The sequence below is a fragment of the Gilliamella sp. ESL0254 genome, from assembly GCF_013344985.1.
In the GTDB taxonomy this organism is placed as follows: domain Bacteria; phylum Pseudomonadota; class Gammaproteobacteria; order Enterobacterales; family Orbaceae; genus Gilliamella; species Gilliamella bombicola.
Genome location: NZ_JAAEDU010000002.1, coordinates 240659 through 265282 on the forward strand (window position 1 = coordinate 240659; position 24624 = coordinate 265282).

Below are 24624 nucleotides of genomic sequence, written 5' to 3' on the forward strand. Positions count from 1 at the left end.
TAAAAAATGGTAGAAATACATAGTAACTTGAGATGGAATTTATAAGGGAAGAAAATAAACAATCTTTTGAATTATTTGTTAGAATATCAGTAATAAATGGATCAGTTTGAAGACAATAAAACCCTACTAAAATAAATAGGCTTTTAATTTAAACTTGGTCGGCGAGAGAGGATTCGAACCTCCGACCCACTGGTCCCAAACCAGTTGCGCTACCAAGCTGCGCTACTCGCCGTTAGATGTGGAGCCCTATTGAATGGGGTGGCTAATGGGATTCGAACCCACGACAACTGGAATCACAATCCAGGGCTCTACCAACTGAGCTATAGCCACCATAGAAGCAGGACGAAATATTACGCATAAAAAATAATATTGTCCAGTATAATTTTTAAAAAACACATCAATTGATTATATAAAAAGCGTTAGAAGTATAAAATTTGATAACCTTAAATGATTCTAACATGATTGGATATTCATAAATATTAGTTTCATAATACTTGTTGTTTCACTTTTTATCTCCATATTATATTTATAAAATAATATTCGTTGATAAAATATTACATATGTTATTACGAATGTTATTTTGTATAACTTAGTTAAGAATTGAATGATATGATCTCCTAATAATCATTCAATTTCACTTATATGTTATTTTTAGTTTAAAATTTATACTGAAATGTATAGTTAATATGAACTTTTTTACGTAATTTGATAGTAAATTAAATAATCAGGAATAGCTTAAAATATGTAATATTTTAGTAAAACTACCTGACTTTTTTTTTATTATTGCAATAATGTAACTACCTAAAATTAGATAATAATGGCGATATATGATAAATATTTTATTAATTGATGATGATATTGAATTATCACAGATGCTTAGTGAATATTTGACTAATGAAGGCTTTAATATCAAAAGCGTTTATTTGGGTAAAAATGGAATCGATGAAGCATTATCGGGTAAATATCGTGCAGCAATCTTAGATGTGATGCTACCAGATATTAATGGTATTGATGTATTAAAAAGTATCCGTCAACAATGTAATATGCCTGTTATCATGCTAACAGCCAAAGGCGATAATATTGATCGCGTCTTGGGATTAGAATTAGGCGCTGATGATTATATCCCTAAGCCATGTTATCCGCGTGAACTATTGGCAAGATTACGTGCTGTTTTACGACGATTTGACGAACGTTCAGTTGAAATGGTTGATGATAAAAAATACCATTTTAACGGTTTGACGCTAGATCTACCACAGCGATTATGTACTTGGAATGGACAAGTTATTGACTTAACATCCACTGAGTTTAATTTGTTAGTTCTATTGGTAAAACATAACGAACGTGTAGTAACAAAAGAAGAATTATCCGAAATTGGTCTTGGACGAGCACGAGAACTTTACGATCGTAGTGTAGATGTACATATCAGTAACATTCGCCAAAAATTACATCAAGTTGCACAAAATGATGTAACAATTGAAACGATTAGGGCTGTCGGTTACCGTATTCGTTAATGATCCAATAGGCTTGAAATGAATCATCGATTATTTTGGAAAATACTCATTATATTTGGGGTCATCTTTTACCTTACCTTCCAATTAACTTGGATTGCGTTTTCAATTTATGTAGAAAATAAAACGCAAAGATTCCTCAATCATATGCCGACAAAAGTCGATATGATTGCTCAGTTATTACATGTAGCAGGTGAAGATGAGACGCTTAATTTTATAGCACATTTACCTGAACAAGAAAGAAGTTTATTGTCAATAAAATTAGTTTCCCCTATTAATGAGCAAGTCAATATTTTAACCGATGAATTAGAAACACCAACCTATGCCTATCAACGCATGGCCGTAGCACCAGACGGCACACTTTATTCTATTTCATTTAAAGAGGATAAAGATGACCATAACAAAAAAGCGTTGTTTAATATGCCAATGCCAATTGTGTTAATGGGGATATGTGTTGGGCTTGTTTTTAGCCTTTTTTTGGCGTGGAATTTAACCAGGCCAATGAGGCTATTAAGACAAGGTTTTTTCAGAGTATCTCAAGGCGATCTTTCAGTTAGATTATTCAATAAATTAAAACCCCGTCGCGATGAGTTAAGTGAGCTAGGTAAAGATTTTGATATGATGGTTGAACAACTTAATATCTTGATCTCTGACCGTCAATCGCTCCTTCATGATGTTTCTCATGAACTCAGAACACCACTTGCCCGTTTACAGTTAGCAATTGGGCTTGCTCAACAAAATAAGCAGAATATTGATACAGCTTTGGCTAGAATAGAATTAGAATCACAACGATTAGATCAGTTAATTGGTGAGATTCTAAATTATTCTCGTGCTGAAATGAATAATCGTACTGATGAATATTTTGATTTAAAAGCCTTAATAAGTGTCGTTATCAATGATGCTAACTACGAGGCTAATCACCAATTAATTGATGTACATTTCACTTCATCATCAATTACTCATTCAATTGTTAAAGGCAATTCAGAACAGATACGCCGCGCAGTTGAAAATATTATACGAAATGCAATCCGCTTTTCAAAATCAGGACAAGCGGTAGAAGTTTCTTTAAAAGAAACAGGCAAGTATTTACAAATTGAAGTTAAAGATCGTGGACCTGGTGTTGAAGCAAATAAATTATCCAGTATTTTTGAACCGTTTGTCCGAATTCAGTCACCTCAATTAGGTAAAGGCTATGGTTTAGGGTTAGCAATAGCCAGAAAAACCGTCATTATGCATAACGGTACTATCCAAGCAACAAATCGAGATGGAGGTGGACTTATTGTAACAATTTGCCTGCCTTATTGGAGAAATCTTTAACACTAACTGTTAATAACAGTCAGCATTAACGGTCAATACATACTCTTTAACAAGGCTTTCTAGTTTAATTTTATCATGACCAGTGAAGTTTAAGATCCTCATGATTGCATCTGGATCACGCTCTAATATAGCTTTATATTGTGCAATATATTGGCTAGAAATAGGCTGGTATGACCAGTGCCATTCTTCAAGTTGATATCCGCCGCTTCTTCCGTTATTAAATGCTTGGCAAAATCCATATTTGGGTAGATTTGCTTGAAGCCATTTATAAAGAATAATACCTTTTGGGTCATTTCTAAAATATTCCGAAGAAACACTAGTAATATCGACATCCGTTCCCCAGTGATGACGGGAAGTGCCTGGCATTGATGAATATTTTAAAATTTCTTCCGCAATTTTTTGAGGATCATTAAATTTAGCAGACAACGCATCCCATTTCCGTTGCCAAATTCCACTTTGGTAAGTGTAGTTACGTGTTGCACTTACCACAATAAAAGGGATATTTGGATACTCTTTTTTAAAGTCTTTAAACGCTTTTACTAGCTGCTCTGCTGCTTCTTTTTGTAGATACATTCCTTTTTTATTAACAGGCAACTCAGTTGAGTCTAATGTAATAAAATCCTTATCCTTTTTTTCATCAAATTGTCCTGTTAGTTTATTTAATGATATTGTTTGCGCCATAGTAGCAGTCGAACATAAAAGTAACGTTAATGATTGAATTAAACAAAGAATGGTTTTTAATTTTGTTGATTTACCTTTCATTTTAAATATTACATCTATTCTTTAATAGCAAGATAAGGTGAAAAACAGTATAATCTTTTTTCTAAAAATTGAAATAGCCATAATGTGTAAAAACGAGGCCTTATGTCAACACCATGTACATTCACTATGTCTGCAAGTTGTTCAGACTCTCCAAACGCAATGAATCTAACTACAATGAATCCAAGTAACGAAAAAATAAATTTACTCAATTTCACACGCCAACAATTAAGAGAATTCTTCATTTCACTCGGCGAAAAACCATTTAGAGCTGATCAGGTGATGAAATGGATCTATCATTTTGGGATAGATGATTTCGATCAAATGACCGATATCAATAAGAAACTACGGGAACAATTAAAAACTTTAGCTGAAATTAAAGCTCCGAAAATTGCCATAGAACAACGTTCGTCTGACGGTACAATAAAATGGGCTCTTGATGTGGGTAACAACCAATTGATTGAGTCTGTTTATATACCTGAACGAGATCGTGCTACATTATGTGTTTCTTCTCAGGTTGGTTGTGCCCTAGAGTGTAAATTTTGTTCAACTGCTCAACAAGGATTTAATCGTAATTTAACTGTTTCTGAAATTATTGGCCAAGTTTGGCGTGCATCAAATGCTATTGGGGTAACGGGTAAATTAGCTGATAGACCTATCACCAACGTAGTGATGATGGGAATGGGCGAACCACTACTTAATTTATCTAATGTCGCTCCCGCAATGGAAATTATGTTAGATGATTTTGGCTATGGTTTATCCAAAAGGAGGGTAACACTCTCCACTTCGGGCGTGGTTCCTGCCTTAGATAAGCTTGCCGGTATGATTGATGTTGCATTAGCCATTTCACTTCATGCTCCAAATGATAAGATTAGAAGTGAAATTATGCCAATAAATCAAAAATATAATATGGCAATGTTACGTGATTCTATTTTGCGTTATCTTTCTACTTCAAATGCTAATCATGGCAAGGTAACAATTGAATATGTGCTACTTAATCAAATTAACGACAGTGTTGAACATGCCCATGAACTTGCTACATTTTTAAAAAATGTGCCAAGTAAAATTAATTTGATTCCTTGGAATCCGTTTCCTGGTGCACCTTATTCGCGTTGTTCAAATACTCGTATTGACCGTTTTATGAAAACATTAATGGGATATGGATTTACTGTCATTGTCCGTAAAACACGTGGTGATGATATTGATGCCGCATGCGGCCAGTTAGCTGGTGAAGTGGTTGACCGTACTAAAAGAACACTTTATAAAAAACAAAATATTGTCCAGCAAATAGCATAAGAATAAACCTTTATACAGAAAGGAAAGGAAAGGAAAGATAGATGAAAAAATTGTTAATGTTATTTAGCTATTTTTTGATAATAATACTGTCTGGTTGTCAAATGAAAAGCAACGATGAATTTGTCCCAGAAAAAGCAGCTTTAGCAAGAATGCGACTTGGGCTGGGTTATCTTGCTAAAGCAAATGAGTCAGAAGAAAATATTAAAGCTGCACATTATAATCTAAAATTAGCAGCGCAATACTCACCAGACAACCCTCAAGTCATGTTGGCGATGGCAATGTTTGATCAACATGTGGGTGAATATAACGAAGCCGAAATGATTTACAAACGTATTACGTTAATGCAGCCAGGTAATGGATTATATCATGTACATTATGGTTCTTTTTTATGTGGTCTGAATCGTTATCAAGAAGCAAAAGCACAGTTTGAACAAAGTATTGAGTTAGATCGCCATCGTTGGAAAGCTGATGCTTATGAGCAATATGGCTATTGTGCTATCCAAAATAATGATAAAAAAACAGCTGATTTAATGTTTAAACAACTTTTCCAGTATGACGGAAATAGACGAGATAATGTCAAAAAAGCAGCTGAAATTTATCAAAAAAAAGGGGATATTAAAATTGCAAATTATTTGTTTTCAGTAACAAAAGAATAAGGCACAAACAATTATTATTTAAACCGTTAACATCACTATAATTTTTAGTAAAAGTATATGTCATGAGCTTTTGGACTATTTTGTTATTAGCATTGGCAATGTCAACCGATGCCTTTGCAGTCGCTATTTGTCGAGGGATTTCCCTTAAATCAATACCATTCATTGACGCATTAAAAGTCGGTATTTTATTTGGTGTTGTTGAGGCTATTACACCTTTACTCGGTTGGTTAATTGGTTATATTGCACTGCAATATATCGAACAATGGGATCATTGGGTTGTTTTTGGCGTCATGTTATTTTTAGGCCTTAACATGATCTATAATAGTTTCAAACAGACTGATGATAATTGTCAAGAAAATGAAGTTGCATCATCAAAAAAATCTTTTTTGATGTTAGTTTTTACTGCTATATCAACCAGCATAGATGCATTTGCTGTTGGTGTTGGATTGGCACTCGCTAGTGTCAATATCTGTTTTGCTTCAACAATGATTGGGATTGCAACCTGTTTAATGGTCACCTTCGGATTATTATTGGGCAATAAAATGGGATGTTTAATTGGTAAGCGAGCTGAATTCTTAGGAGGGCTAGTGCTTATCATGATTGGAACAATAACACTTTATCAACATCTATCTAATTAGTCCTTCTTTGGTTTTTATCTTGCCGAACTTCTTATTTTAAAGAGGATTCTTATAGTGTTATCATATGCCCTTAAAGTAAGCCCATGGTAATGTAAAATAAAACTGTTACCTTTGCTGATAACAGTTTGTGGAAAACATCTCTATTTTACATTTTTTTAAATTTTACAAAATGTCATATCAAAACTACGAGTCTGCTGATTATAAACTGCTTGGAATACACCTTTATCATTAGGATTTTGTAAAATATGATTTACGATAAATGGCCTAATATTAGTTTTAATATAACCAGGCAATCCCCGAGCACCACGAATTAAATCGTAATGATCATGACAAAATGCACTTATACAAGAATCTGATATCTCTACAGTAAAACCACGAGGCTGATATGCTTGATTTAGCTTATCTATTTCGCGTCGAATAATCTGCTCAATAACCTCCATAGGAAGACGTTTAAAATGGAGAATATTTTCACGTCCATTAAACCGATTAAGCAGTTCAGAACGATAAGTATTATTAAGTTCATTTGTCGCTAATTCGCATGCAGCTTCATTAGAAAGGTTCGGATCTAAATAGTAAGGTTGTCCAATATTTGAGGTCATAATAATCATAATATCAGAAAAGTCGACTGTTCGACCTACATTATCTGTTAACCGTCCATCCGATAAGATCTGTAAAAAGATATTAAATACATCAGGATGTGCTTTTTCAATCTCATCAAACAGATAGATTCCAACGGGTTTTGCTCTAACTGAGTTTGTTAAAATTCCACCAGCCTCAAATCCTTCATATCCTGGTGGTGCACCAATCAATTTAGCGACAGCATGTTTTTCCATGTATTCAGACATATCAAAACGAACCAACGATTTTTCGTCACCATAGACGTATTGTGCTAAGGCTTTAGCCATTTCGGTTTTACCCACGCCCGATGGACCTAAAAATAGATAAGACATTGCTGGACCAGATTCGTGTAGCGCATCAACTTTAGCAACTTTTACCGAATTGGCTACGTGTTTGACAATACTATCTTGACCAAAGATTCGAGATAATAAATTTGTCTCTAAATTAATCAAGTTTTCAACTTCATTTTCATCCAATCTATTTGCCGGAATTCCTGAAACTTTGCTAAATTCAGTGATCACTTCTTGGCGATCTAGTCGCAAATCTTTATTAGCTAACATGACTAATTTTTTGTGTCGCTCGTTATTTTGTGCAATTTCTGCATCAATTTGTCGAATCTTTTCTTTTAATTTAGCTACTGAAGGAGAATCAAATCCGCCAGCCGTAAACTGAGCAAATGTTTTTACAGTAGTCGGCTGTGAATTATTGTTGTTATCCTCTTCTTCTTGCAGCTGAGTGATTTCATCTTGCAATTGAAAGCGTAATGTTTCAGCATCACGTTGATATTGATAAGTTTTATTAATTTCTGACTTCAATTCATGCCAATCTTTCTGCCATTGTTCAAGTTGTTGTTGCAAATCTTGCCGTTCGGTTTCATTGTTACTTTTTGCAATTTTATCCATTAATTCAACAATTTTAGGATGCTGTTTATGCGTAAGTTGTCGGTAACTAGCCAGTGCGCGATCAAGTAACGAAATCGCTCTTTGAGGTTGTGCTCCACCTAAGCCTAAACTATCGCGATATTTACTAGTTAAGTGTATCGCTTCATCAATAGCACCTTCATTAATTTGAATTTTATGATGATCAGAAAGATCTTTGGCAACCACCGAAACAATATTTTTCAAATCATCACCAACCGGCTCTTTAACATCGTAAAGCGTGTAAAGTTCTGGCATTTTCGTACTAGCTTTTAATACACTACTCAGTTTATCGTCTCGTACCTCCAAAATAACTTGAAAATTATTTGATTTATCGGCGTTATTTAACGCATTAATAAAATGAGCATTACCAGTATTATGTGCCCCCTCCAAAAAATTAGCTGTATCGGTAATAATTAACACAGATTCGGGCGTTTGCATTAACTTTTTTAAGATACTTTGAAATTCATTATTAATCTTAGCACTATCACCGCTCGAAAAGAGCGCATCGCAATTCAACCAAAATAATTTTTTTACAATCAAATCAAATGGTGTATCTGGACTATTTTTAATAGCCTGTAAACCAAGGGTAAGCATTGAAACACCTACCCCCGCTGGCCCTGTTAATAAAAGTGAATTTGATGATTTTCGAATTAGAATAGACGATATTCGTTCTAAATCATGTTCCCTACCTACTAAGGTAAAATTAGGATATTGCGCTAAATATTCACGCCCTCTAACTAACAACATTATGCGTTCCTTTATTACAGTTTAAAAGGTGAGGTTGTGCCACTAGTGCTTTCTTTTTTCGTTTCAGATTTTTCTGATAAAACATCGCCTGTCACCGCAATAAACTCTCGCGTATCACTTTGAACGTCTTTAGACATTTTTTCAATTTCTTCTAAATTCGCACGCATTGTTTCTAGTGCTGAACGAGTGATTTCAGTCGCTTCTTTTTGGGTATCGCCAAACTCTGCTAAGTTTTGTAACATAGCTTCTAAATCGTTATTAATTTCATCACGCCCAGTTGCAATTCGAATTGCTTCATTTTTTGCAATATCATTTGTAACTCGAGTCATTTCGGCTAAAGTATTACCTGCCATTGATTGTGCCTCATTAATCGCTGCTGAGTTAACGGCAGTTACCACAACACTAAGTTGTGAGGCCACCGATGCAATACCTCGTGAATGCATTGCTCTTGCACTTTCAACTTGTTTTTTCGTTGCTGCTTGCATATTGCGAATTTTGATGGCTTCTGTTGTTAATTCGCCATAGGTCTGCATGGTATCAACCGTGGCAGTTGACACTGTGTCAATATGTTCATCTAAATTGCGTCTAGCCTCATCAAGCTTCATTGACTCTAACAGATTATCACCAACATCTTTATTTTCAAGCTCTTGTCTACGTTCCCTATGTACTTTTTCAACTTTTTTAGTGGCTTCGTTCATAATGGCATAAATTTGTATCATATTGCCATTATTGTCACTAAGCCCTTCAATTTGTTTAACCATTTTTTCCAGATGATTACGAATTGCACCAAAACGTTCTTTGCCTTGATTAACAAATTTTAACGCTGATTCAACCATATCTGCTTGGCGCAATGTATGCTGTTCTGAAGTTAAATTCAGCAACTCTTTTAATTTTTCAATATCCAGTGATTCCGTACGTTGCTCATGGCGTTGTGTAATTTCTGTTTGGATATCATTTAACACTTTATTCTTATTTTGGATTTGTTCTCTTAACTGAGTGATTTTTTCTTCATTAAGATCAATTTTTTCTTTTGATAAAGCCTTAATTTTCCCAAAACCAAAGAATGTTTTATCTTGCTGCAATAAAACTATTTCTTTTTGTAGTCCTGATATTTGTTTTTCTATATTTGTAATTTCGCCTTGCACATTGGTTTTTTGCGCAGCTTTTTCTTCATCCCACTCTTGATCGGCTTTGATTTGAGCTAAAGCATTCCGAGTTTCACCATTTTGGCGTAAGTTATACAGTGCATCAGTAAGCTCGGTAAGGGGTTTTATTTTTTCAATAAAGTCATTAAGATCATTATTAAAATCCGCATAAACTCTTTGTAACTCAGCAAATACTTCGGTATCGGTCATCTCGATACGCTGCTTAGACATTTCTTCTGAAATAGATTGCAAATATTCTTTAAATGTATCAAATTCTTGAATTTTGGCTCGATCAGCCTCTTTATTATCAGTAAATTCTAAAATGTGAGTGACTTCTTCTACTTTTTGTTCAAGAGAAAGACTATCTGAAAAAATAACTTTAAAAAAAGTATTTTCTTTAATTTTATCAAGCGGATTTTCTACTTTAGCTGCTTTTTGTCGCTGTCTAACCGAATAATCACTCTGTTCAGTGGTGGCCACTTTTTTTCTTGAAGATACACTCATTATTTCTTTCCTTATTATATTATTTGTTTCTATATTTACTGATTATTTATCGACTTTAAATCCCATTTCAAATAAAAAGGATAAATCGTGAAATACAAATTTATTCTTAAAAAGATAAGTTTCATCTTTTCATGATGTTATTATCTATTCAACATTTTATTTTGACAAGTGAAAACAGTTATTAATGCTAGAAAAGAAAAGAATTTATAAAAAAACCACTCGCATAACCGAGTGGTTTATATTGAAATGTATCTGTTGTACTGACGCGGAAATTACATCATTCCACCCATACCGCCCATGCCACCCATACCACCAGCGGCACCTAAATCAGCTTTATCATCTTTAGGTAAATCAGTTACCATACATTCAGTTGTAATCATAAGGCCTGCAACTGATGCAGCATATTGTAATGCACTACGAGTAACTTTAGTCGGATCTAAAATACCCATTGCAATCATATCGCCATATTCTTCTGTAGCAGCATTATAACCATAGTTACCTTTACCGCCTTTAACAGCGTTAACAACAACTGATGCTTCTTCACCACAGTTAGTTACGATTTGACGTAATGGTGCTTCCATTGCACGTAATGCAACTTTAATACCTACGTTTTGATCTTCGTTAGCACCTTTAAGGTCTAAAATTGCTGATGCTGCACGAACCAAAGCAACACCACCACCAGCAACCACACCTTCTTCAACAGCAGCACGAGTTGCATGTAAAGCATCTTCTACGCGTGCTTTTTTCTCTTTCATTTCAACTTCAGTGGCAGCACCGACTTTAATTACAGCAACACCGCCAGCAAGTTTTGCAACGCGTTCTTGAAGTTTTTCTTTATCATAGTCAGAAGTTGACTCTTCGATTTGTTTACGAATTTGTTCAACACGAGCATTGATTAATGACTCTTCACCCACACCATCAATAATAGTGGTGTTGTCTTTATTGATAACAACACGTTTTGCTTGACCTAAATCTTCAAGTGTTGCTTTTTCAAGTTCTAAACCGATTTCTTCTGAAATAACAGTACCAGCAGTTAAAATTGCAATATCTTGTAACATTGCTTTACGACGATCACCAAAACCAGGCGCTTTCACCGCAGCAACTTTAACAATACCACGCATAGTGTTAACCACTAACGTTGCAAGTGCTTCACCTTCAACATCTTCAGCAATAATTAATAGCGATTTACCTGCTTTAGCAACGGCTTCTAGCACTGGTAATAATTCGCGGATATTAGATACTTTTTTATCGGCTAATAAAATATATGGATTGTCTAATTCTACTGTTGCTGTTTCTGGTTTGTTAATGAAATATGGAGATAAGTAACCTCGATCAAACTGCATACCTTCAACAACATCAAGCTCATCTTGTAAACCTGTACCATCTTCAACAGTGATAACACCTTCTTTACCAACTTTCTCCATTGCTTGAGCAATCAAAGTACCAACAGTTTCATCAGAGTTAGCTGAAATAGTACCTACTTGGGCAATCGCTTTAGAATCAGCACAAGGAGAGGATAATTTTTTAAGCTCTTCAACAGCAGCAACAACCGCTTTATCAATACCACGTTTTAAATCCATTGGGTTCATACCAGCAGCAACCGCTTTCAAACCTTCGTTAACAATTGCTTGAGCAAGCACAGTCGCAGTAGTTGTACCGTCACCCGCTGCATCATTTGCTTTAGATGCAACTTCTTTAACCATTTGTGCACCCATATTTTCGAATTTATCTTCTAATTCGATTTCACGCGCAACAGAAACACCGTCTTTAGTAATAGTTGGCGCACCAAATGATTTATCTAATACTACATTACGTCCTTTTGGACCTAAAGTTACTTTAACTGCATCAGCTAATACATTAACGCCTTTAAGCATTTTAACGCGAGCGTCATTACCAAATTTTACATCTTTAGCTGCCATTTTCGTCTTTCTCCTAAATTCTGTATATAAGTTAAACTAGTTACTAATTATGCTTGAACAATGGCTAGAATATCGCTTTCTGATAAGATAAGCACTTCTTCATTATCGATTTTTTCTGTTTTAACGCCATACCCTTCATTAAAAATTACGATATCGCCAACTTTAACATCTAACGGCTGAACTTGGCCATTTTCTAAAATGCGACCATTACCCACAGCTAAAACCTCACCACGTGTTGATTTACCTGCTGCTGAACCAGTTAACACAATACCACCAGCTGATTTTGATTCTACTTCTTTGCGTTTAATGATCACACGATCATGCAATGGACGAATTTTCATTAGTTATCTCCTAGCACTAATTTTCAAATAGATAATTATTAAAAATAAATCATAAAATTACGATTTTATAATATTGTTCACTTTACATGGGGATTATTTCAAACTCTTCAAGAGGATAAAATAAAAAATTTTTTAATTGACTATTTATTCATCATCCTTATATTTAAACTCACCCTCAATAATATCATTATTTTGGTAAAGTGTTTGTGACGATACAAATCTCGATTTAATCGGCATTTTTCGCACAATAAACTTCACAATATGCTCTTGAACGTTAGGTATTAAAAGAACAGCTCCTAAAATATCGGTCAAAAACCCCGGAATAAACAATAAAAAACCAGCGAAAAGCAAGGCAACACTTCTAATGATTTCATCTTTAGGACTTTGTTTATTTGCTATTTTTTGCTGCATAATACTAAGATTTTTCAAACCTTGAGTCTTGACTAATGAAAAACCAAGAATTGACGTTGCAATAATACAAATTAAAGCAAGAAAAACCCCAATTGTATTTGCAACTGCAATGAAAAAACTAACCTCACAATAAACGTAAATAAAAAAAATAATAAAACCAATAAATCGCATATAACAATTCCTATAAGCATAAAGACATATTATTAGAAACTAGCTATTAATATGAAGGTGATTAGCTATTTTTCAATCAAACAATATATTTTTTTTAAAATATATTACAAAAAGGATTGACTGATAATCACGAATCGTGTTTAATGTGCATCCATTGTTGCCCGGATAGCTCAGTCGGTAGAGCAGGGGATTGAAAATCCCCGTGTCCGTGGTTCGATTCCGCGTCCGGGCACCAATCACCAAATTCTAAGACCTGCTTCTAGCAGGTTTTTTTATGTCTAAAGCCTTTTCAAATAAGCCTTTCACCTTGTTTCACTACTCAACCGAATTCAACTAAAATTACCCCAAATCAAGAGGAAAATAGGATACAAACCCGGATACATTTGGTTCGATAATGGCGTGTATCCATAAAATGGCTTTAAAGCCTTTGTTTGCAATGGTTATGGAAGAATGCTTGCATTTAATTTATGCTGTAGAAATTACTTGCGTTGTTTACTGTAATTTGAAAAGCTAGAAGATATTTATTTGTCGGCATTGATGATTTTTCATGCTAGCTCTATGCAGGCATTTACCCTGATAAATCCCAATTTAGCTCGGCACAATATTCTTATACCATTGTATGTATTTATTCCGATAACCAACATGAATATCAAGACACAAGCGAACACCTATTTGTTAAATATGTGTCATAACCATCTACCAATGAAAAATATTTTTAATAATTCAATTACAGATAGCATTTCAAGCTATAGTGAATCATAGCCTATCAAAGAGCTTTGCTGATTTAATAGAAAAAATATAGATATTTTCAAAGGTTTTAAAGTTATTTATTCAACCGAATTGTAACTATCCCCTAAAATAGTACAGCAAAAAAGTAGAAAATTCTCTATGATAAAAGTAAAGGGGATGTAATTATGAAAAAAATGACTGAACATCAAATCGTCGCTATTTTAAAAGAAGCTGAAGCGGGTATTCCTGTCAAGGAGCTCTGCCGTAAATATGGCATGGGTAATTCAACTTTTTATAAATGGCGGGAAAAATACGGCGGAATGGAAACTTCGGACATCAAACGCTTAAAGGAGCTGGAGGCCGAAAACCGCAAGCTTAAGCAGATGTTTGCCGAACTGAGCTTAAAATCCCAGCTTCAGGAAGAAATTATAAAAAAGCTTTAGTACCCACAAAGGCACGTAAAACGTGGGCACAGCAACTACAACAAAATCATTCAGTTACTATTGCTATGAGTTGTGCCATTGTTGGCTTAAGCCGTTGTGCTTACTATTATCAACCTAAGTTACTGGATGATTCGGTGATTATTTCGGTGTTGAATGCTATCACAGACCGGCATTTACGCTGGGGCTTTCCTAAATGCTTTAATCGTATCAGAAAGCTCGGCTATAAATGGAATCATAAACGGGTGTATCGGGTGTATTGTGAATTAAATCTTAATCTCAGGGTAAAGCGTAAAAAACGCATTCCTCCACGATGCCCGGAAAGGTTATTAGTACCCAATAAACAAGGTGAATGCTGGTCAATGGATTTTATGAGTGACAGCAGTCGTAATCAACGCTGGTTTAGGACCTTCAATGTCATCGATGACTTTAATCATGAGGCGCTAGGCATTGATATTGCAGTAAGCTTACCTGCAGGGAGAATTATCCGTTATTTAGATAAACTGGCCGAATATCATGGGTATCCATTAAAAATACGAGTCGATAATGGGTCAGAATTTACAGGAAAAACCTTTATAAACTGGGCTAAATCCCATGATATAGCCATTGATTATATCCAGCCCGGTAGTCCTTATCAAAATGGCTATATTGAACGATTTAATCGTACTGAAGTACTCGATTTATAATACCGAAAGACCGCATGAGGCGTTAAATAACATGACACCTATTGAGTATAAAACACTAAAACAAGCAGCATGATTTTCTACTTGAATCTTGTACTAAGATTGCGGTATTTACAGACTTTTGTCCACTTTTTTGACGAGGATCAATTATATTCGTATAAAGTTTATGGAAATTGAGTTTAGGATATTAAAATATCCAGAATTACATCACGAATGAAAGTTGCTTAAATTTAACCTGTTTGATAAGCTTGCCTTTTATTGCATGGAAAATCTTATACTTAAGTTAGAATAACAAAACTTTTCAATAAAAACTTGAACTTCTCTTTTAAGATTAGTTAAGGATCCGCATATGATAAAACAATCATTTTCCGAAAAAAACATTAGAAAAATATACGATCTAGAAAATAGAAAAGGTAATAACCTCGAAAAAATTTATTTCCCTGATGTCGTAATTCTTACAGAAAAAATAAGTTATATAAAAAAGAAAATTAAAAATTATCTGAGAATGGACAAACATGATTTTGGTAGATTGATCGCATTAAAGTATTATAGAAAAATCAAAAAGGAATTTGAAAAAGAAAAGGAGGAACTATTAATAAAAAGATTAGAATATATTAGCCTAAATATACTATCAAATAATTATGAAGTATCTCTAAGTCATAATAAATTGAAAGGAAAGGATATTTATACAGCTAACACCGATACTCCTGAAATATTTTTTCTACTTAAACAATTGCAATTTAATTTAAAAAACTTATATGTTATTAAACAAGCCAATCGAAATTTTTTGTTATCACAGCTAAAAATTATTTTATCGAATGGTTTTCCCAAAATGACATTCAAAATAGATATTTCATCTTTTTATGAAAGTATTCCCAGAGTTGATGTTATCCAAACTATCCAAGATGACCCTAAATTATCCTTGCAAACAAGAAAAACTATATGTTATATATTTGAATGTTTAGAAAAAAAATATTCTAATAAAATAGGTATTCCAAGAGGGATTGGATTAAGTGCTTATTTAGCTGAACATTACATGAAAAGTTTTGATGATTTCTTTAAAACTCACCCTGAATGCTCATATTACTCCCGTTATGTAGATGATATTATTATTGTTTTCAATCCATCAAGTGATTTTTCCGAGGAAATCATTGAAAAAAAATATCTTAAAATAATAAATGACCAGCTTAGAAAAAAACAACTGAAACTAAATAATAATAAAAAAGTTGTTATTAAAAATAATGAGAATAAGACATTTGACTATCTTGGTTATACATTTCACATAAAAAGTGGAAGTTTAGAAAAAATAAACTTAACACAAAAAAGATACGATAATTATATAAAAAAAATCGAACTATGTTTTAAATCTTATTTTAGACAATTTATAAAATGCCCTAATAAAGCAAATGTCATGTTAAAAAGTAGATTACGTTATTTAACATCAAATACTCGTTTAGTTCATAACAAAAAAAATGTAATGACTGGTATTTATTTTTCTAATAAATTTATTACAGATTATTCTCAACTAGAAGGTTTAGATAACTACTTAAAAAATAAAGTAGATTTAATTACTGATCCATCTCTTCAAACTCAGCTAAGAACATTTTCTTTTAAAAAAGGATTTAAAGAAAAAATCTATGTTAATTTTCCTAAAAAATTTATAAAAGAAATCCAACAGTTATGGAAGTATAATGTATGAATAAATTTATAAAATTAAAATATAAAAAAGAAAGATGTATATTATCAGATACTCTTCCATTCGAAGTTCCAATAATATTTAATAATAAAAACTTCTATGATTTCATCTTAAAAAACAGAATAAAATTTGAAAATACTAATGGCATTAAGAAAATAAGTTGGATAAATATTCACGGTTCTGATGCCTTAGATTATTTAATAAAAATTCTATTTAACTTAAAAATTGACTCAACTTTAGAAAAAATTGGAAATAATCGTATTTATAGTAAGGAGAGTAAAAAATTTAATAGTGATACAATACCTTATAATTTCAAAATAACTCATCATAGCAATATATTCCGTGAATTATCAATTCCTCACCCCCTAACACAATTAATTATTATTGATTTTTATGAAAGATATAAAGAATTAATCATTTATTATTGTTCACTAAGTTCTTTTTCTATCCGCAAACCAGTTAAAGTTGCACAATATATTTTTTATAAAGATAGAACTCATTATAACCAACTAGTTGATAATACATATTCCAATTTAGAATTAGATGAAGAAGAGTCTGAGAACTTAAGATCTTTTTTTGTTTATGGAGATGTAAGTAACATTCACGCATTCTATGATTCTTCATTATTTCATGAACAAGAGAAAAAATATAATAATTTAATGAAATTAGACATATCTAAATGTTTTGACAGCATTTATACACACTCAATTTCTTGGGCTATTAATGGGTTTAAACAAACTAAAGAAGCAATATCGTTGAGTGCTAAAACTTTTGCTGGTGCGTTTGATAAATTAATGCAAGAAAGTAACTATAATGAAACTAATGGAATAATTATTGGTCCAGAAATCTCAAGAATATTTGCTGAAATAATACTACAATCCATCGATTTAAGTATAAAACAAAATTTGATGGATAATGGACTAATCGAAGGTGTTAATTATAATATTTTCCGTTATATTGATGATTACTTTGTATTTTATAACAATAATAGTCATAAGGAAATTTTAATACAAACGATTCAAGATAATATTCGCAAATATAAATTAAATCTCAACACATCCAAATTGATTGATTATCAAAAACCTATCATTACTGAAATGTCCATAGCAAAAACAAAAATATCTTCAATTTTAAATGAAAGATTAGAGTTTAAGTTAGAAACAGTTGAAAATGATAATTTAAATTTGCTTGAAGAAAAAACTACAAAAGGAAATATATATATTAACAATGATACCCTTATTCGTGATTTTAAAATAATCCTCAAAGAAAGTAATGTCGAGTATAAAAATATATTAAACTATACACTTTCCATAATTGAACGAAAAATAGAATTAATTTTTAAAAAATATAATAAAGTAAGTTTACAACATAAAAAGCAAGAAAATTTGATCTTATCTATAAGAAATATTTTAAATTTTACTTTCTTTGTGTATACAATCAACCCTCAAGTTAGCCCGACAATAAGATTATCTAGAATTATAGGTAAGGTACTATTTTTCGTAAAAAAATCAAATTTGAATAAAGAAAACCAAAATATAATTGAGCATTTTTTATATGAAAATATTTGTATAGTTTTAGATGCAAACCGGATAAAAAAACATACGCATATAGAAACAATTTATTTATTACTAAGTGTTTCAGAATTAGGGAAAGAATATTCATTTTCAGAATTAAGACTCGCTTCCTACTTTAATATCGATCTTAGTCAAAATGAAAATTTGCATCTAAGCTACTTTGCTTTAATTACTATTTTGTTTTATATAAAAGATAAGAAAAAATATAAACAACTACACAGTATTGTTGTTAATTCAATTAAAAATAAAATAATTAAAAACAAAAATAGGAGAGACTCTGAATCAATATTGCTTTTGATGGATATATTATCTTGCCCCTATGTAGATATAAATATAAAAGAAGAACTATTGAAAAATAATTATGGAATTACTGATGTATCATTATTGGCCAACATGTGTAATTTTAAAAAACATAAAAAAATCCAACAATGGTTTACTGTCTGGAGTAATTTTGACTTTTTAAAAGAACTTTACGTGAAACACTCTAGAGAGGTATACTAAGTTGCGCTAAAAATCAGTCCAGAATAGCACTTAGAAATATTTGTTATGTTTTTAACTATAAATTCTAATATGGTGCTCACACATCAGCGCATTCTGTTAATGGTTTTTATGACTATTTTCAGAAAAAGAGGAAGTGTTTGCTGATTTTCCTCCTTCCTCTTTTTATCATCAAAATATATTAAAATAAATTCTCACTTAATTACTATAGATAATTCACTAAATAAAACACAAAACCAATAACTCACTATACTTATTTTATTTTTGATCGTCCACGCCGATTAATAGACGTCAATTGCTCTGTATAACCAATTGAATTTAACTATTAAAAACACAAATAATATAGTTTTAACTGATAAATTTATTTAAGGAATAAACTATGAAAAAATTATTATTTTTAATACCTTTAACTGTGTAAATACCCCCAAACCTAGTACACAATTCACGTAGAAAATTAAGCTGCCTGTTTTAATGTTTTATATTCGAGCGGTGTCATGTTATTTAAAGCCTCATGCTGTCTTTCGGTGTTATAGATCGTTAACCATTCTTCGGTTATTCTCCTTGCTTGTGCTAAGTTGTTAAAAAGATATAAATCGAGTACTTCAGTACGATAGGTACGATTAAATCGTTCAATATAGCCATTTTGATAAGGACTACCGGGCTGGATATAATCAATGGTGTAAATACCCCAAACTCAGTACACAACTAAAGTAGAAAATACCCCATCCCATTTTAATAGTTTATATTATTTATTTATTTCTTCGATATTTAAACACCACTTCACCTGTATATCAATTTGCTATACAATGCATATTCATACTAAATTAAAAAACGGCAATTAAAATGAGAACTGAAACCAAAGAATCGCCTATTAATATTAGAGCTAAGGCATCCCAAAAAGAATTGATTGATATTGCGGCTCATTTACTATCTAAATCACGCACTGATTTTATTTTAGAAGCGGCCTGCTCAAAGGCTGAGGATGTTTTGCTTGATCAGCGTCTTTTTTTAATCGACGATGAACAGATAAATGCCTTCAATCATGCAATAGAAGCCTCTTTTGATAGTAATGAAAAAATACAAGCTTTATTGTCGCGGAAGTCACCATGGGAAAAATAGAAGCGCCGCACTTATTGAATGAACATCATGATTTTACGTCATTTGATTGTGAAGAGTTGTCTTTGAATGAGTGGTTGAAGAAAAAATCCTTAAAAAATAAAAACAGTGGTGCTTCCCGTACATTTGTGATTTGTGACAATAACAAAGTAATCGGCTTTTATTGTTTATCAACTGGCAGTATCCAACATCGACAACTAACATTGAGTAGATTTAAGCGAAATATGCCCGATCCTATTCCGGTTATTATCTTAGGCCGTTTAGCTATTGATAAAAATTACAAAGCAAAAGGATTAGGTGCGGCATTATTAAAAGATGCTATATTACGCTCGAAAAAAGTCTCTAAACAAGTTGGTTCTAGAGCACTATTGGTACATAGCTTAACAGATGAAGCCAATGCATTTTATATTAAATTTGGATTTGTTGCTTCTGGGATTCAGGAAAGAACAATGCTAATCTCTTTATGGTAATAAAATTGAGCTTAATGGTACATTTTTAAAGCAGCTTAATTTAGGAATACAAACACGGATACATTTTTCATCTAAATTTTTCAAATCCAGTAACCACAATACTTCAACCCACATCTTCGATTCCGCGTCCGAGCCCCAATCACCAAATTCTAAGACCTGCATCTAACAGTTTTTTATGCCTAAAGCCTTTTCAGATAAGCTTTTCTTCTTGTTTTACCCCTTAATTGTGTTTAACTGAAATTAAGCTAAATCCAGTAATAAGTTAATTTTACATCATTAATTTAATGATTATTTTATTTACAATAATTATAATACATTCTATAAAAATCAATTATTAAGCAACAAACTCTATAATAAACTTAGAACTATATAAATTGAACAAAATTCAAAGAACATATTTATATGCTCTTTTTTAGTATTACCTTTAATGTGAATTAAAAATGGCACCATTTTTGCATGTTATATCTGCTACACAGCACTTAACTTCCGTTATGCTCGTGTTAGAAATTATTTTAATCAAAAATGGAATGTTATTGTAAATTGCTAGGCAATATCGTATATTTTAATTATGGTGCACTTTTGCACCAAATTGGTGCGATAGATAACGAAAATATAAATATAAATTTAAATAAAGTAAAAGTTAATTGATGTAAAAATCAAAATTGGCACATTTTACTCAATCTGTATTTAAAAAATATTATAAATATTATGATCTTAACTTTGGTTAAGTATTACAAAATAGGTTTACAGTTCAATAATTGGGGTGATTTTATGAGGAATCTAAGGAAATATAAACGTAAATTTTTGTTGGGCGCAGGGCTAATAACAATGCTTGCTAGTGCACAACTTCATGCTGCAGGAACGTTAGTTTATTGTGCAGAGGCTTCACCTGAAACATTTAGTCCACAGTTAGTGACCAGCGGTATTTCAATGGATGCGAGTGCAGTTCCTGTTTTTAACCGTTTGGTGGAATTTAAATTAGGTACTACCGAAATTGAACCTGCTTTAGCGAAATCTTGGGATATCAGCCAAGATGGTTTAACTTATACTTTCCATTTGCGCGATGATGTTAAGTGGCATAACAATAAAGAGTTCAAACCAACCCGAAACTTAAATGCTGATGATGTTATTTTTACATTTATGCGACAAAAGGATAAGAATCATCCTTATCACAACGTTTCAGGTGGGCAATATGAATACTTTGAAAGTATGGGATTTCCAGATTTAATCAAAGAAATTAAAAAGATTGATGACTATACTGTCGTATTTGAATTAAACCATCCAGAAGCCCCTTTTTTAGCCGATTTAGCAATGTCATTTGCTTCTATTTTATCAGCCGAATATGCCGATGCTATGCTTAAAAATGGCACACCCGAAAAAGTTGATTTAGTCCCCGTTGGTACAGGTCCGTTTACTTTTGTTCAATACCAAAAAGATTCAAGAATTCTTTATAAAGCAAATCCCGATTATTTTGGCCCTAAAGCCCAGCTTGATCGTTTAGTGTTTGCAATTACACCAGATCCTGCAATTCGTTATGCCAAGTTACAAAAAGGAGAATGTCATGCGATGCCATATCCAAATGTAGCAGATATTGAGCGAATGAAATCAGACAATAATATTGTTGTTAAAGAAATGGCTGGGGTTAATATTGGCTATTTAGCCTACAATATGGATAAGCCACCACTTGATAAGTTGCAAGTTCGTCAAGCATTAAATATGGCCGTGAACAAAGATGCGATTATAAAAGCTGTTTTTCAAGGTGCGGCTGAACCGGCTAAAAACTTTATTCCACCATCTATGTGGGGTTATAACGATGAAGTAAAAGATTATCCTTATGATCCAGCGCAAGCAAAAGAGTTATTAAAATCAGTAGGATTAGAAAACGGATTTACTCTCAACTTATGGGCAATGCCAGTACAACGTCCATATAACCCAAATGCACGCCGTATGGCTGAAATGATCCAAGCTGATTGGGCTAAAATTGGTGTAACAGCTAAAATTGTGAGTTATGAATGGGGAGAATATCTATCTCGTATTCGTAATGGTGAACATGATGCAGTGTTAATGGGATGGTCGGGGGATAATGGTGATCCTGATAACTTTTATTCTGTTTTGATGAGTTGTGATGCGGTTAAAGCAGGTTCAAACTATTCACACTGGTGCTATAAACCATTTGATGATTTATTACAGCAAGCTCGTGTTGAGTCAAATCACGAAAAAAGAGTGGAGCTATATAAACAAGCGCAAGTTGAGATGCATGAGCAAGCACCTGCATTAATGATTGCACATTCAATGATTTATTTGCCGATGCGCAAAGAGGTTAAAGGCTATATTATGGCTCCTTTAGCATTACATAATTTTAACCAAGTTACGCTTGAAAAATAGTATTCCTTGCGATTAACCACCCAGGTGTGGTTAATCGCTACGTTGGGTTTTGCTAAATTTAGAGCTATAAATCTATTTTATAAACGATAGTTTAGAAGCAATATTTAAGAGCCACTACATGTTTCAATTTATTTTAAAACGGTTAGGTGTACTTATTCCGACTTTTATTAGTATTACACTGCTGACTTTTATTTTCGTTCACCTTATTCCGGGTGATCCCATTACGGTCCTTGCAGGAGAGCGAGGCTTAACCCCAGAGCGCCATGCGGAATTAATGACTCAGCTGGGTTTAGACAAACCACTGTATCAACAATATTTTCAATATATTATAAACATGCTTCATGGCGATTTGGGCATCTCTTTTAAAAGCCAAATTCCGGTATGGGATGAATTTGTACCCCGCTTTAAAGCCACCTTTGAGCTTGGATTTTGCGCGATATTGTTTGCAGTTAGTTTTGGGATTCCAATCGGCGTGCTTGCCGCTGTAAAACGCGGTTCAATATTTGATCACACAGCAATAGGACTATCTTTAACAGGTTACTCCATGCCAATTTTTTGGTGGGGAATGATGTTAATAATGTTAGTTTCTGTGCACTTAAATTTAACCCCAGTATCAGGCCGTGTAAGTGATATGCTTTTCTTAGATGAAAGTAATCCTTTAACCGGATTTATGTTAATAGATACTTTACTATGGGGCGAAACAGAAGATTTTATTGATGCCGTTACTCACTTAATTTTACCGTCCATTGTATTAGGTACCATTCCATTAGCGGTCATTGTCCGTATGACCCGTTCTTCTATGTTAGAAGTGTTGAGTGAAGATTATATCCGAACTGCACGAGCTAAAGGCGTTAGTCGAATGCGAATCATCCTTATTCATGCTTTACGCAATGCGATGCTCCCTGTGGTGACAGTCATCGGTTTACAAGTTGGTACAATGCTTGCTGGTGCAATATTGACCGAAACCGTCTTTTCATGGCCGGGAATTGGTCGTTGGTTAATTGAATCGCTGCAACGTCGAGACTATCCCGTAGTGCAAAGTGGCGTTTTAATTGTTGCGGTCATGATTATTTTGGTAAATTTATTAGTTGATGTGTTGTACGGCGTTATCAATCCGCGTATTAGACATAAATAAGAGTGTGTTTACAGATGAATAAACAGGTTATTACTGAATCAACCAATATGAGGGACACCAGTTTGGTTGAACCTAAACCATTAACGCCTATGCGTGAGTTCTGGTTTTATTTTTCAAAAAATAAAGGTGCTGTCGTTGGATTAGTCTTTATTATTATTGTTGTATTACTCGCTATTTTTGCTAATTTTTTTGCACCACATTCTCCTTCTGAACAGTTTAGAGATGCCTTATTAGCGCCACCGGTTTGGATGAAAGATGGCAGTTGGCAATTTATTTTAGGGACTGATGATGTGGGGCGGGATATTTTATCTAGACTCATTTATGGTGCGCGTTTATCTTTATTAGTGGGTTGCTTAGTCGTTATTATCTCATTGATTTTAGGAATTTCAGTGGGATTAATTGCCGGTTATGTAGGCGGTTTTTTAGATAATATAATTATGCGTGCTGTCGATATCATGCTTGCTTTACCCAGTTTATTACTTGCACTTGTTTTAGTTGCGATATTTGGTCCATCTATTATTAATGCTTCAATGGCATTAGCTTTTGTTGCATTACCACATTATGTCCGTTTAACCCGCAGCGCAACGATTGCTGAAATTAATAAAGATTATGTCATTGCCTCACGAGTTGCTGGAGCGGGACCCTTACGGCAGATGTTTATAAATATTCTGCCAAACTGTTTAGCACCATTAATTGTGCAAGCTTCATTAGGATTTTCTAATGCGATTTTAGACATGGCTGCATTAGGTTTTTTAGGCATGGGTGCACAGCCGCCGACACCAGAATGGGGAACCATGCTTGCCGACGTATTGCAATTTGCACAATCTGCATGGTGGGTAGTTACTTTTCCTGGTTTAGTCATTTTAATGACCGTGTTAGCTTTCAACTTAATGGGAGACGGTTTGCGAGATGCGCTTGATCCTAAATTGAAGCAGTAATGGAGATACA

General features: G+C 33.2%; 19 protein-coding genes, 3 tRNA genes and 2 pseudogenes. 14 read left to right on the top strand and 10 right to left on the bottom strand.

Annotated elements, in window-relative coordinates; all coding sequences use genetic code 11:
- Positions 1–155 precede the first annotated feature (155 nt).
- Positions 156–232, bottom strand: a tRNA-Pro gene (locus GYX25_RS08025).
- A 22-nt stretch (positions 233–254) separates the two neighbouring features.
- Positions 255–330, bottom strand: a tRNA-His gene (locus GYX25_RS08030).
- A 500-nt stretch (positions 331–830) separates the two neighbouring features.
- Here GYX25_RS08030 and GYX25_RS08035 point away from each other — a divergent pair.
- Together GYX25_RS08035 and GYX25_RS08040 are read left to right on the top strand one after the other, a co-directional pair.
- A complete protein-coding gene (locus GYX25_RS08035) occupies positions 831–1511 on the top strand; it encodes a response regulator transcription factor (protein ID WP_091348191.1) in 681 nt (226 codons plus the stop codon).
- A gap of 144 nt (positions 1512–1655) precedes the next feature.
- Positions 1656–2825, top strand: coding sequence for an ATP-binding protein (locus tag GYX25_RS08040; RefSeq protein WP_202983845.1), 1170 nt, complete (start codon positions 1656–1658; stop codon positions 2823–2825).
- Between the two features lie 9 nt (positions 2826–2834).
- Here the strand turns inward: GYX25_RS08040 and GYX25_RS08045 are convergent, their stop codons facing one another.
- Complete coding sequence (locus tag GYX25_RS08045; protein WP_091348091.1) at positions 2835–3587, bottom strand: M15 family metallopeptidase; 753 nt, start codon at positions 3585–3587, stop codon at positions 2835–2837.
- Positions 3588–3713: 126 nt separating this feature from the next.
- Here GYX25_RS08045 and GYX25_RS08050 point away from each other — a divergent pair, with 126 nt between their 5' ends.
- From GYX25_RS08050 to GYX25_RS08060, 3 genes are all read left to right on the top strand, one after another.
- Complete coding sequence (locus GYX25_RS08050; protein WP_425337787.1) at positions 3714–4880, top strand: bifunctional tRNA (adenosine(37)-C2)-methyltransferase TrmG/ribosomal RNA large subunit methyltransferase RlmN; 1167 nt, start codon at positions 3714–3716, stop codon at positions 4878–4880.
- Between the two features lie 41 nt (positions 4881–4921).
- Positions 4922–5536 (top strand): tetratricopeptide repeat protein, encoded by a 615-nt coding sequence (locus tag GYX25_RS08055; protein ID WP_174787133.1) that lies wholly within the window; start codon positions 4922–4924, stop codon positions 5534–5536.
- 62 nt (positions 5537–5598) lie between these two features.
- Positions 5599–6174: a manganese efflux pump MntP gene (locus GYX25_RS08060; RefSeq protein ID WP_091348101.1), complete on the top strand. Its 576-nt coding sequence runs from the start codon at positions 5599–5601 to the stop codon at positions 6172–6174.
- Positions 6175–6329: 155 nt separating this feature from the next.
- On the opposite strand, the gene GYX25_RS08065 is transcribed toward GYX25_RS08060, so the two are convergent.
- The 5 genes from GYX25_RS08065 to GYX25_RS08085 all read right to left on the bottom strand — a co-directional run bounded on the left by GYX25_RS08065 (position 6330) and on the right by GYX25_RS08085 (position 12950).
- Positions 6330–8459, bottom strand: a complete 2130-nt coding sequence (locus tag GYX25_RS08065; RefSeq protein ID WP_091348107.1) for an AAA family ATPase — start codon at positions 8457–8459, stop codon at positions 6330–6332.
- Between the two features lie 14 nt (positions 8460–8473).
- Entirely contained in the window at positions 8474–10108 is a 1635-nt protein-coding gene (locus GYX25_RS08070) for a hypothetical protein (RefSeq protein WP_091348112.1), read from the bottom strand.
- 272 nt (positions 10109–10380) lie between these two features.
- On the bottom strand, positions 10381–12027 hold the full coding sequence (groL, locus tag GYX25_RS08075; RefSeq protein WP_160402192.1) for a chaperonin GroEL: 1647 nt from the start codon (positions 12025–12027) through the stop codon (positions 10381–10383).
- A gap of 47 nt (positions 12028–12074) precedes the next feature.
- On the bottom strand, positions 12075–12368 hold the full coding sequence (locus tag GYX25_RS08080) for a co-chaperone GroES (protein WP_034915350.1): 294 nt from the start codon (positions 12366–12368) through the stop codon (positions 12075–12077).
- A gap of 144 nt (positions 12369–12512) precedes the next feature.
- The gene (locus tag GYX25_RS08085) at positions 12513–12950 is read right to left on the bottom strand and encodes an FxsA family protein (protein ID WP_174787134.1); all 438 of its coding nucleotides are present in this window, start codon (positions 12948–12950) and stop codon (positions 12513–12515) included.
- 159 nt (positions 12951–13109) lie between these two features.
- Between GYX25_RS08085 and GYX25_RS08090 the strand changes: the two genes are divergently transcribed.
- The 4 genes and pseudogenes from GYX25_RS08090 (at position 13110) to drt3b (ending at position 18573) form a co-directional block, all read left to right on the top strand.
- Positions 13110–13185, top strand: a tRNA-Phe gene (locus GYX25_RS08090).
- A gap of 679 nt (positions 13186–13864) precedes the next feature.
- Positions 13865–14878, top strand: a pseudogene (locus GYX25_RS08095) (IS3 family transposase).
- 273 nt (positions 14879–15151) lie between these two features.
- Positions 15152–16501, top strand: coding sequence for an antiviral reverse transcriptase Drt3a (drt3a, locus tag GYX25_RS08100; RefSeq protein WP_174787135.1), 1350 nt, complete (start codon positions 15152–15154; stop codon positions 16499–16501).
- Positions 16498–18573, top strand: a complete 2076-nt coding sequence (drt3b, locus tag GYX25_RS08105; RefSeq protein ID WP_174787136.1) for an antiviral reverse transcriptase Drt3b — start codon at positions 16498–16500, stop codon at positions 18571–18573. The genes drt3a and drt3b overlap by 4 nt, the downstream gene beginning before the upstream one ends.
- 451 nt (positions 18574–19024) lie before the next feature.
- On the opposite strand, the pseudogene GYX25_RS08110 reads toward drt3b, so the two are convergent.
- Positions 19025–19246, bottom strand: a pseudogene (locus GYX25_RS08110) (integrase core domain-containing protein); the annotation flags it as partial.
- A 167-nt stretch (positions 19247–19413) separates the two neighbouring features.
- On the opposite strand from GYX25_RS08110, the gene GYX25_RS08115 reads away from it, so the two are divergent.
- Both GYX25_RS08115 and GYX25_RS08120 read left to right on the top strand, forming a co-directional pair.
- Positions 19414–19689: a type II toxin-antitoxin system TacA family antitoxin gene (locus tag GYX25_RS08115; RefSeq protein WP_065561594.1), complete on the top strand. Its 276-nt coding sequence runs from the start codon at positions 19414–19416 to the stop codon at positions 19687–19689.
- Positions 19686–20156, top strand: coding sequence for a GNAT family N-acetyltransferase (locus tag GYX25_RS08120; protein ID WP_446718918.1), 471 nt, complete (start codon positions 19686–19688; stop codon positions 20154–20156). The genes GYX25_RS08115 and GYX25_RS08120 overlap by 4 nt, the downstream gene beginning before the upstream one ends.
- On the opposite strand, the gene GYX25_RS08125 is transcribed toward GYX25_RS08120, so the two are convergent.
- The gene (locus GYX25_RS08125; protein ID WP_174787138.1) at positions 20148–20318 is read right to left on the bottom strand and encodes a hypothetical protein; all 171 of its coding nucleotides are present in this window, start codon (positions 20316–20318) and stop codon (positions 20148–20150) included. The genes GYX25_RS08120 and GYX25_RS08125 overlap by 9 nt on opposite strands.
- A gap of 609 nt (positions 20319–20927) precedes the next feature.
- On the opposite strand from GYX25_RS08125, the gene GYX25_RS08130 reads away from it, so the two are divergent.
- The 3 genes from GYX25_RS08130 to dppC all read left to right on the top strand — a co-directional run bounded on the left by GYX25_RS08130 (position 20928) and on the right by dppC (position 24614).
- Positions 20928–22541 carry an ABC transporter substrate-binding protein gene (locus GYX25_RS08130; protein WP_174787139.1) on the top strand — a complete coding sequence of 538 codons (1614 nt, stop codon included), beginning with the start codon at positions 20928–20930 and terminating at the stop codon, positions 22539–22541.
- A 118-nt stretch (positions 22542–22659) separates the two neighbouring features.
- Positions 22660–23676 carry a dipeptide ABC transporter permease DppB gene (gene dppB / locus GYX25_RS08135; protein ID WP_174787140.1) on the top strand — a complete coding sequence of 339 codons (1017 nt, stop codon included), beginning with the start codon at positions 22660–22662 and terminating at the stop codon, positions 23674–23676.
- Between the two features lie 47 nt (positions 23677–23723).
- Entirely contained in the window at positions 23724–24614 is an 891-nt protein-coding gene (dppC, locus tag GYX25_RS08140) for a dipeptide ABC transporter permease DppC (RefSeq protein ID WP_174787160.1), read from the top strand.
- Positions 24615–24624 lie beyond the last annotated feature (10 nt).

What these genes read in the sequence shown, in the direction of transcription:
- GYX25_RS08040 (WP_202983845.1), top strand. Translation starts at nt 1,656, where the DNA reads ATGCCGACAAAAGTCGATATGATTGCTCAGTTATTACATGTAGCAGGT.
- GYX25_RS08045 (WP_091348091.1), bottom strand. Translation starts at nt 3,587, where the DNA reads ATGAAAGGTAAATCAACAAAATTAAAAACCATTCTTTGTTTAATTCAA.
- GYX25_RS08050 (WP_425337787.1), top strand. Translation starts at nt 3,714, where the DNA reads ATGTCTGCAAGTTGTTCAGACTCTCCAAACGCAATGAATCTAACTACA.
- GYX25_RS08055 (WP_174787133.1), top strand. Translation starts at nt 4,922, where the DNA reads ATGAAAAAATTGTTAATGTTATTTAGCTATTTTTTGATAATAATACTG.
- GYX25_RS08060 (WP_091348101.1), top strand. Translation starts at nt 5,599, where the DNA reads ATGAGCTTTTGGACTATTTTGTTATTAGCATTGGCAATGTCAACCGAT.
- GYX25_RS08065 (WP_091348107.1), bottom strand. Translation starts at nt 8,459, where the DNA reads ATGTTGTTAGTTAGAGGGCGTGAATATTTAGCGCAATATCCTAATTTT.
- GYX25_RS08070 (WP_091348112.1), bottom strand. Translation starts at nt 10,108, where the DNA reads ATGAGTGTATCTTCAAGAAAAAAAGTGGCCACCACTGAACAGAGTGAT.
- groL (WP_160402192.1), bottom strand. Translation starts at nt 12,027, where the DNA reads ATGGCAGCTAAAGATGTAAAATTTGGTAATGACGCTCGCGTTAAAATG.
- GYX25_RS08080 (WP_034915350.1), bottom strand. Translation starts at nt 12,368, where the DNA reads ATGAAAATTCGTCCATTGCATGATCGTGTGATCATTAAACGCAAAGAA.
- GYX25_RS08085 (WP_174787134.1), bottom strand. Translation starts at nt 12,950, where the DNA reads ATGCGATTTATTGGTTTTATTATTTTTTTTATTTACGTTTATTGTGAG.
- drt3a (WP_174787135.1), top strand. Translation starts at nt 15,152, where the DNA reads ATGATAAAACAATCATTTTCCGAAAAAAACATTAGAAAAATATACGAT.
- drt3b (WP_174787136.1), top strand. Translation starts at nt 16,498, where the DNA reads ATGAATAAATTTATAAAATTAAAATATAAAAAAGAAAGATGTATATTA.
- GYX25_RS08115 (WP_065561594.1), top strand. Translation starts at nt 19,414, where the DNA reads ATGAGAACTGAAACCAAAGAATCGCCTATTAATATTAGAGCTAAGGCA.
- GYX25_RS08125 (WP_174787138.1), bottom strand. Translation starts at nt 20,318, where the DNA reads ATGCAGGTCTTAGAATTTGGTGATTGGGGCTCGGACGCGGAATCGAAG.
- GYX25_RS08130 (WP_174787139.1), top strand. Translation starts at nt 20,928, where the DNA reads ATGAGGAATCTAAGGAAATATAAACGTAAATTTTTGTTGGGCGCAGGG.
- dppB (WP_174787140.1), top strand. Translation starts at nt 22,660, where the DNA reads ATGTTTCAATTTATTTTAAAACGGTTAGGTGTACTTATTCCGACTTTT.
- dppC (WP_174787160.1), top strand. Translation starts at nt 23,724, where the DNA reads ATGAGGGACACCAGTTTGGTTGAACCTAAACCATTAACGCCTATGCGT.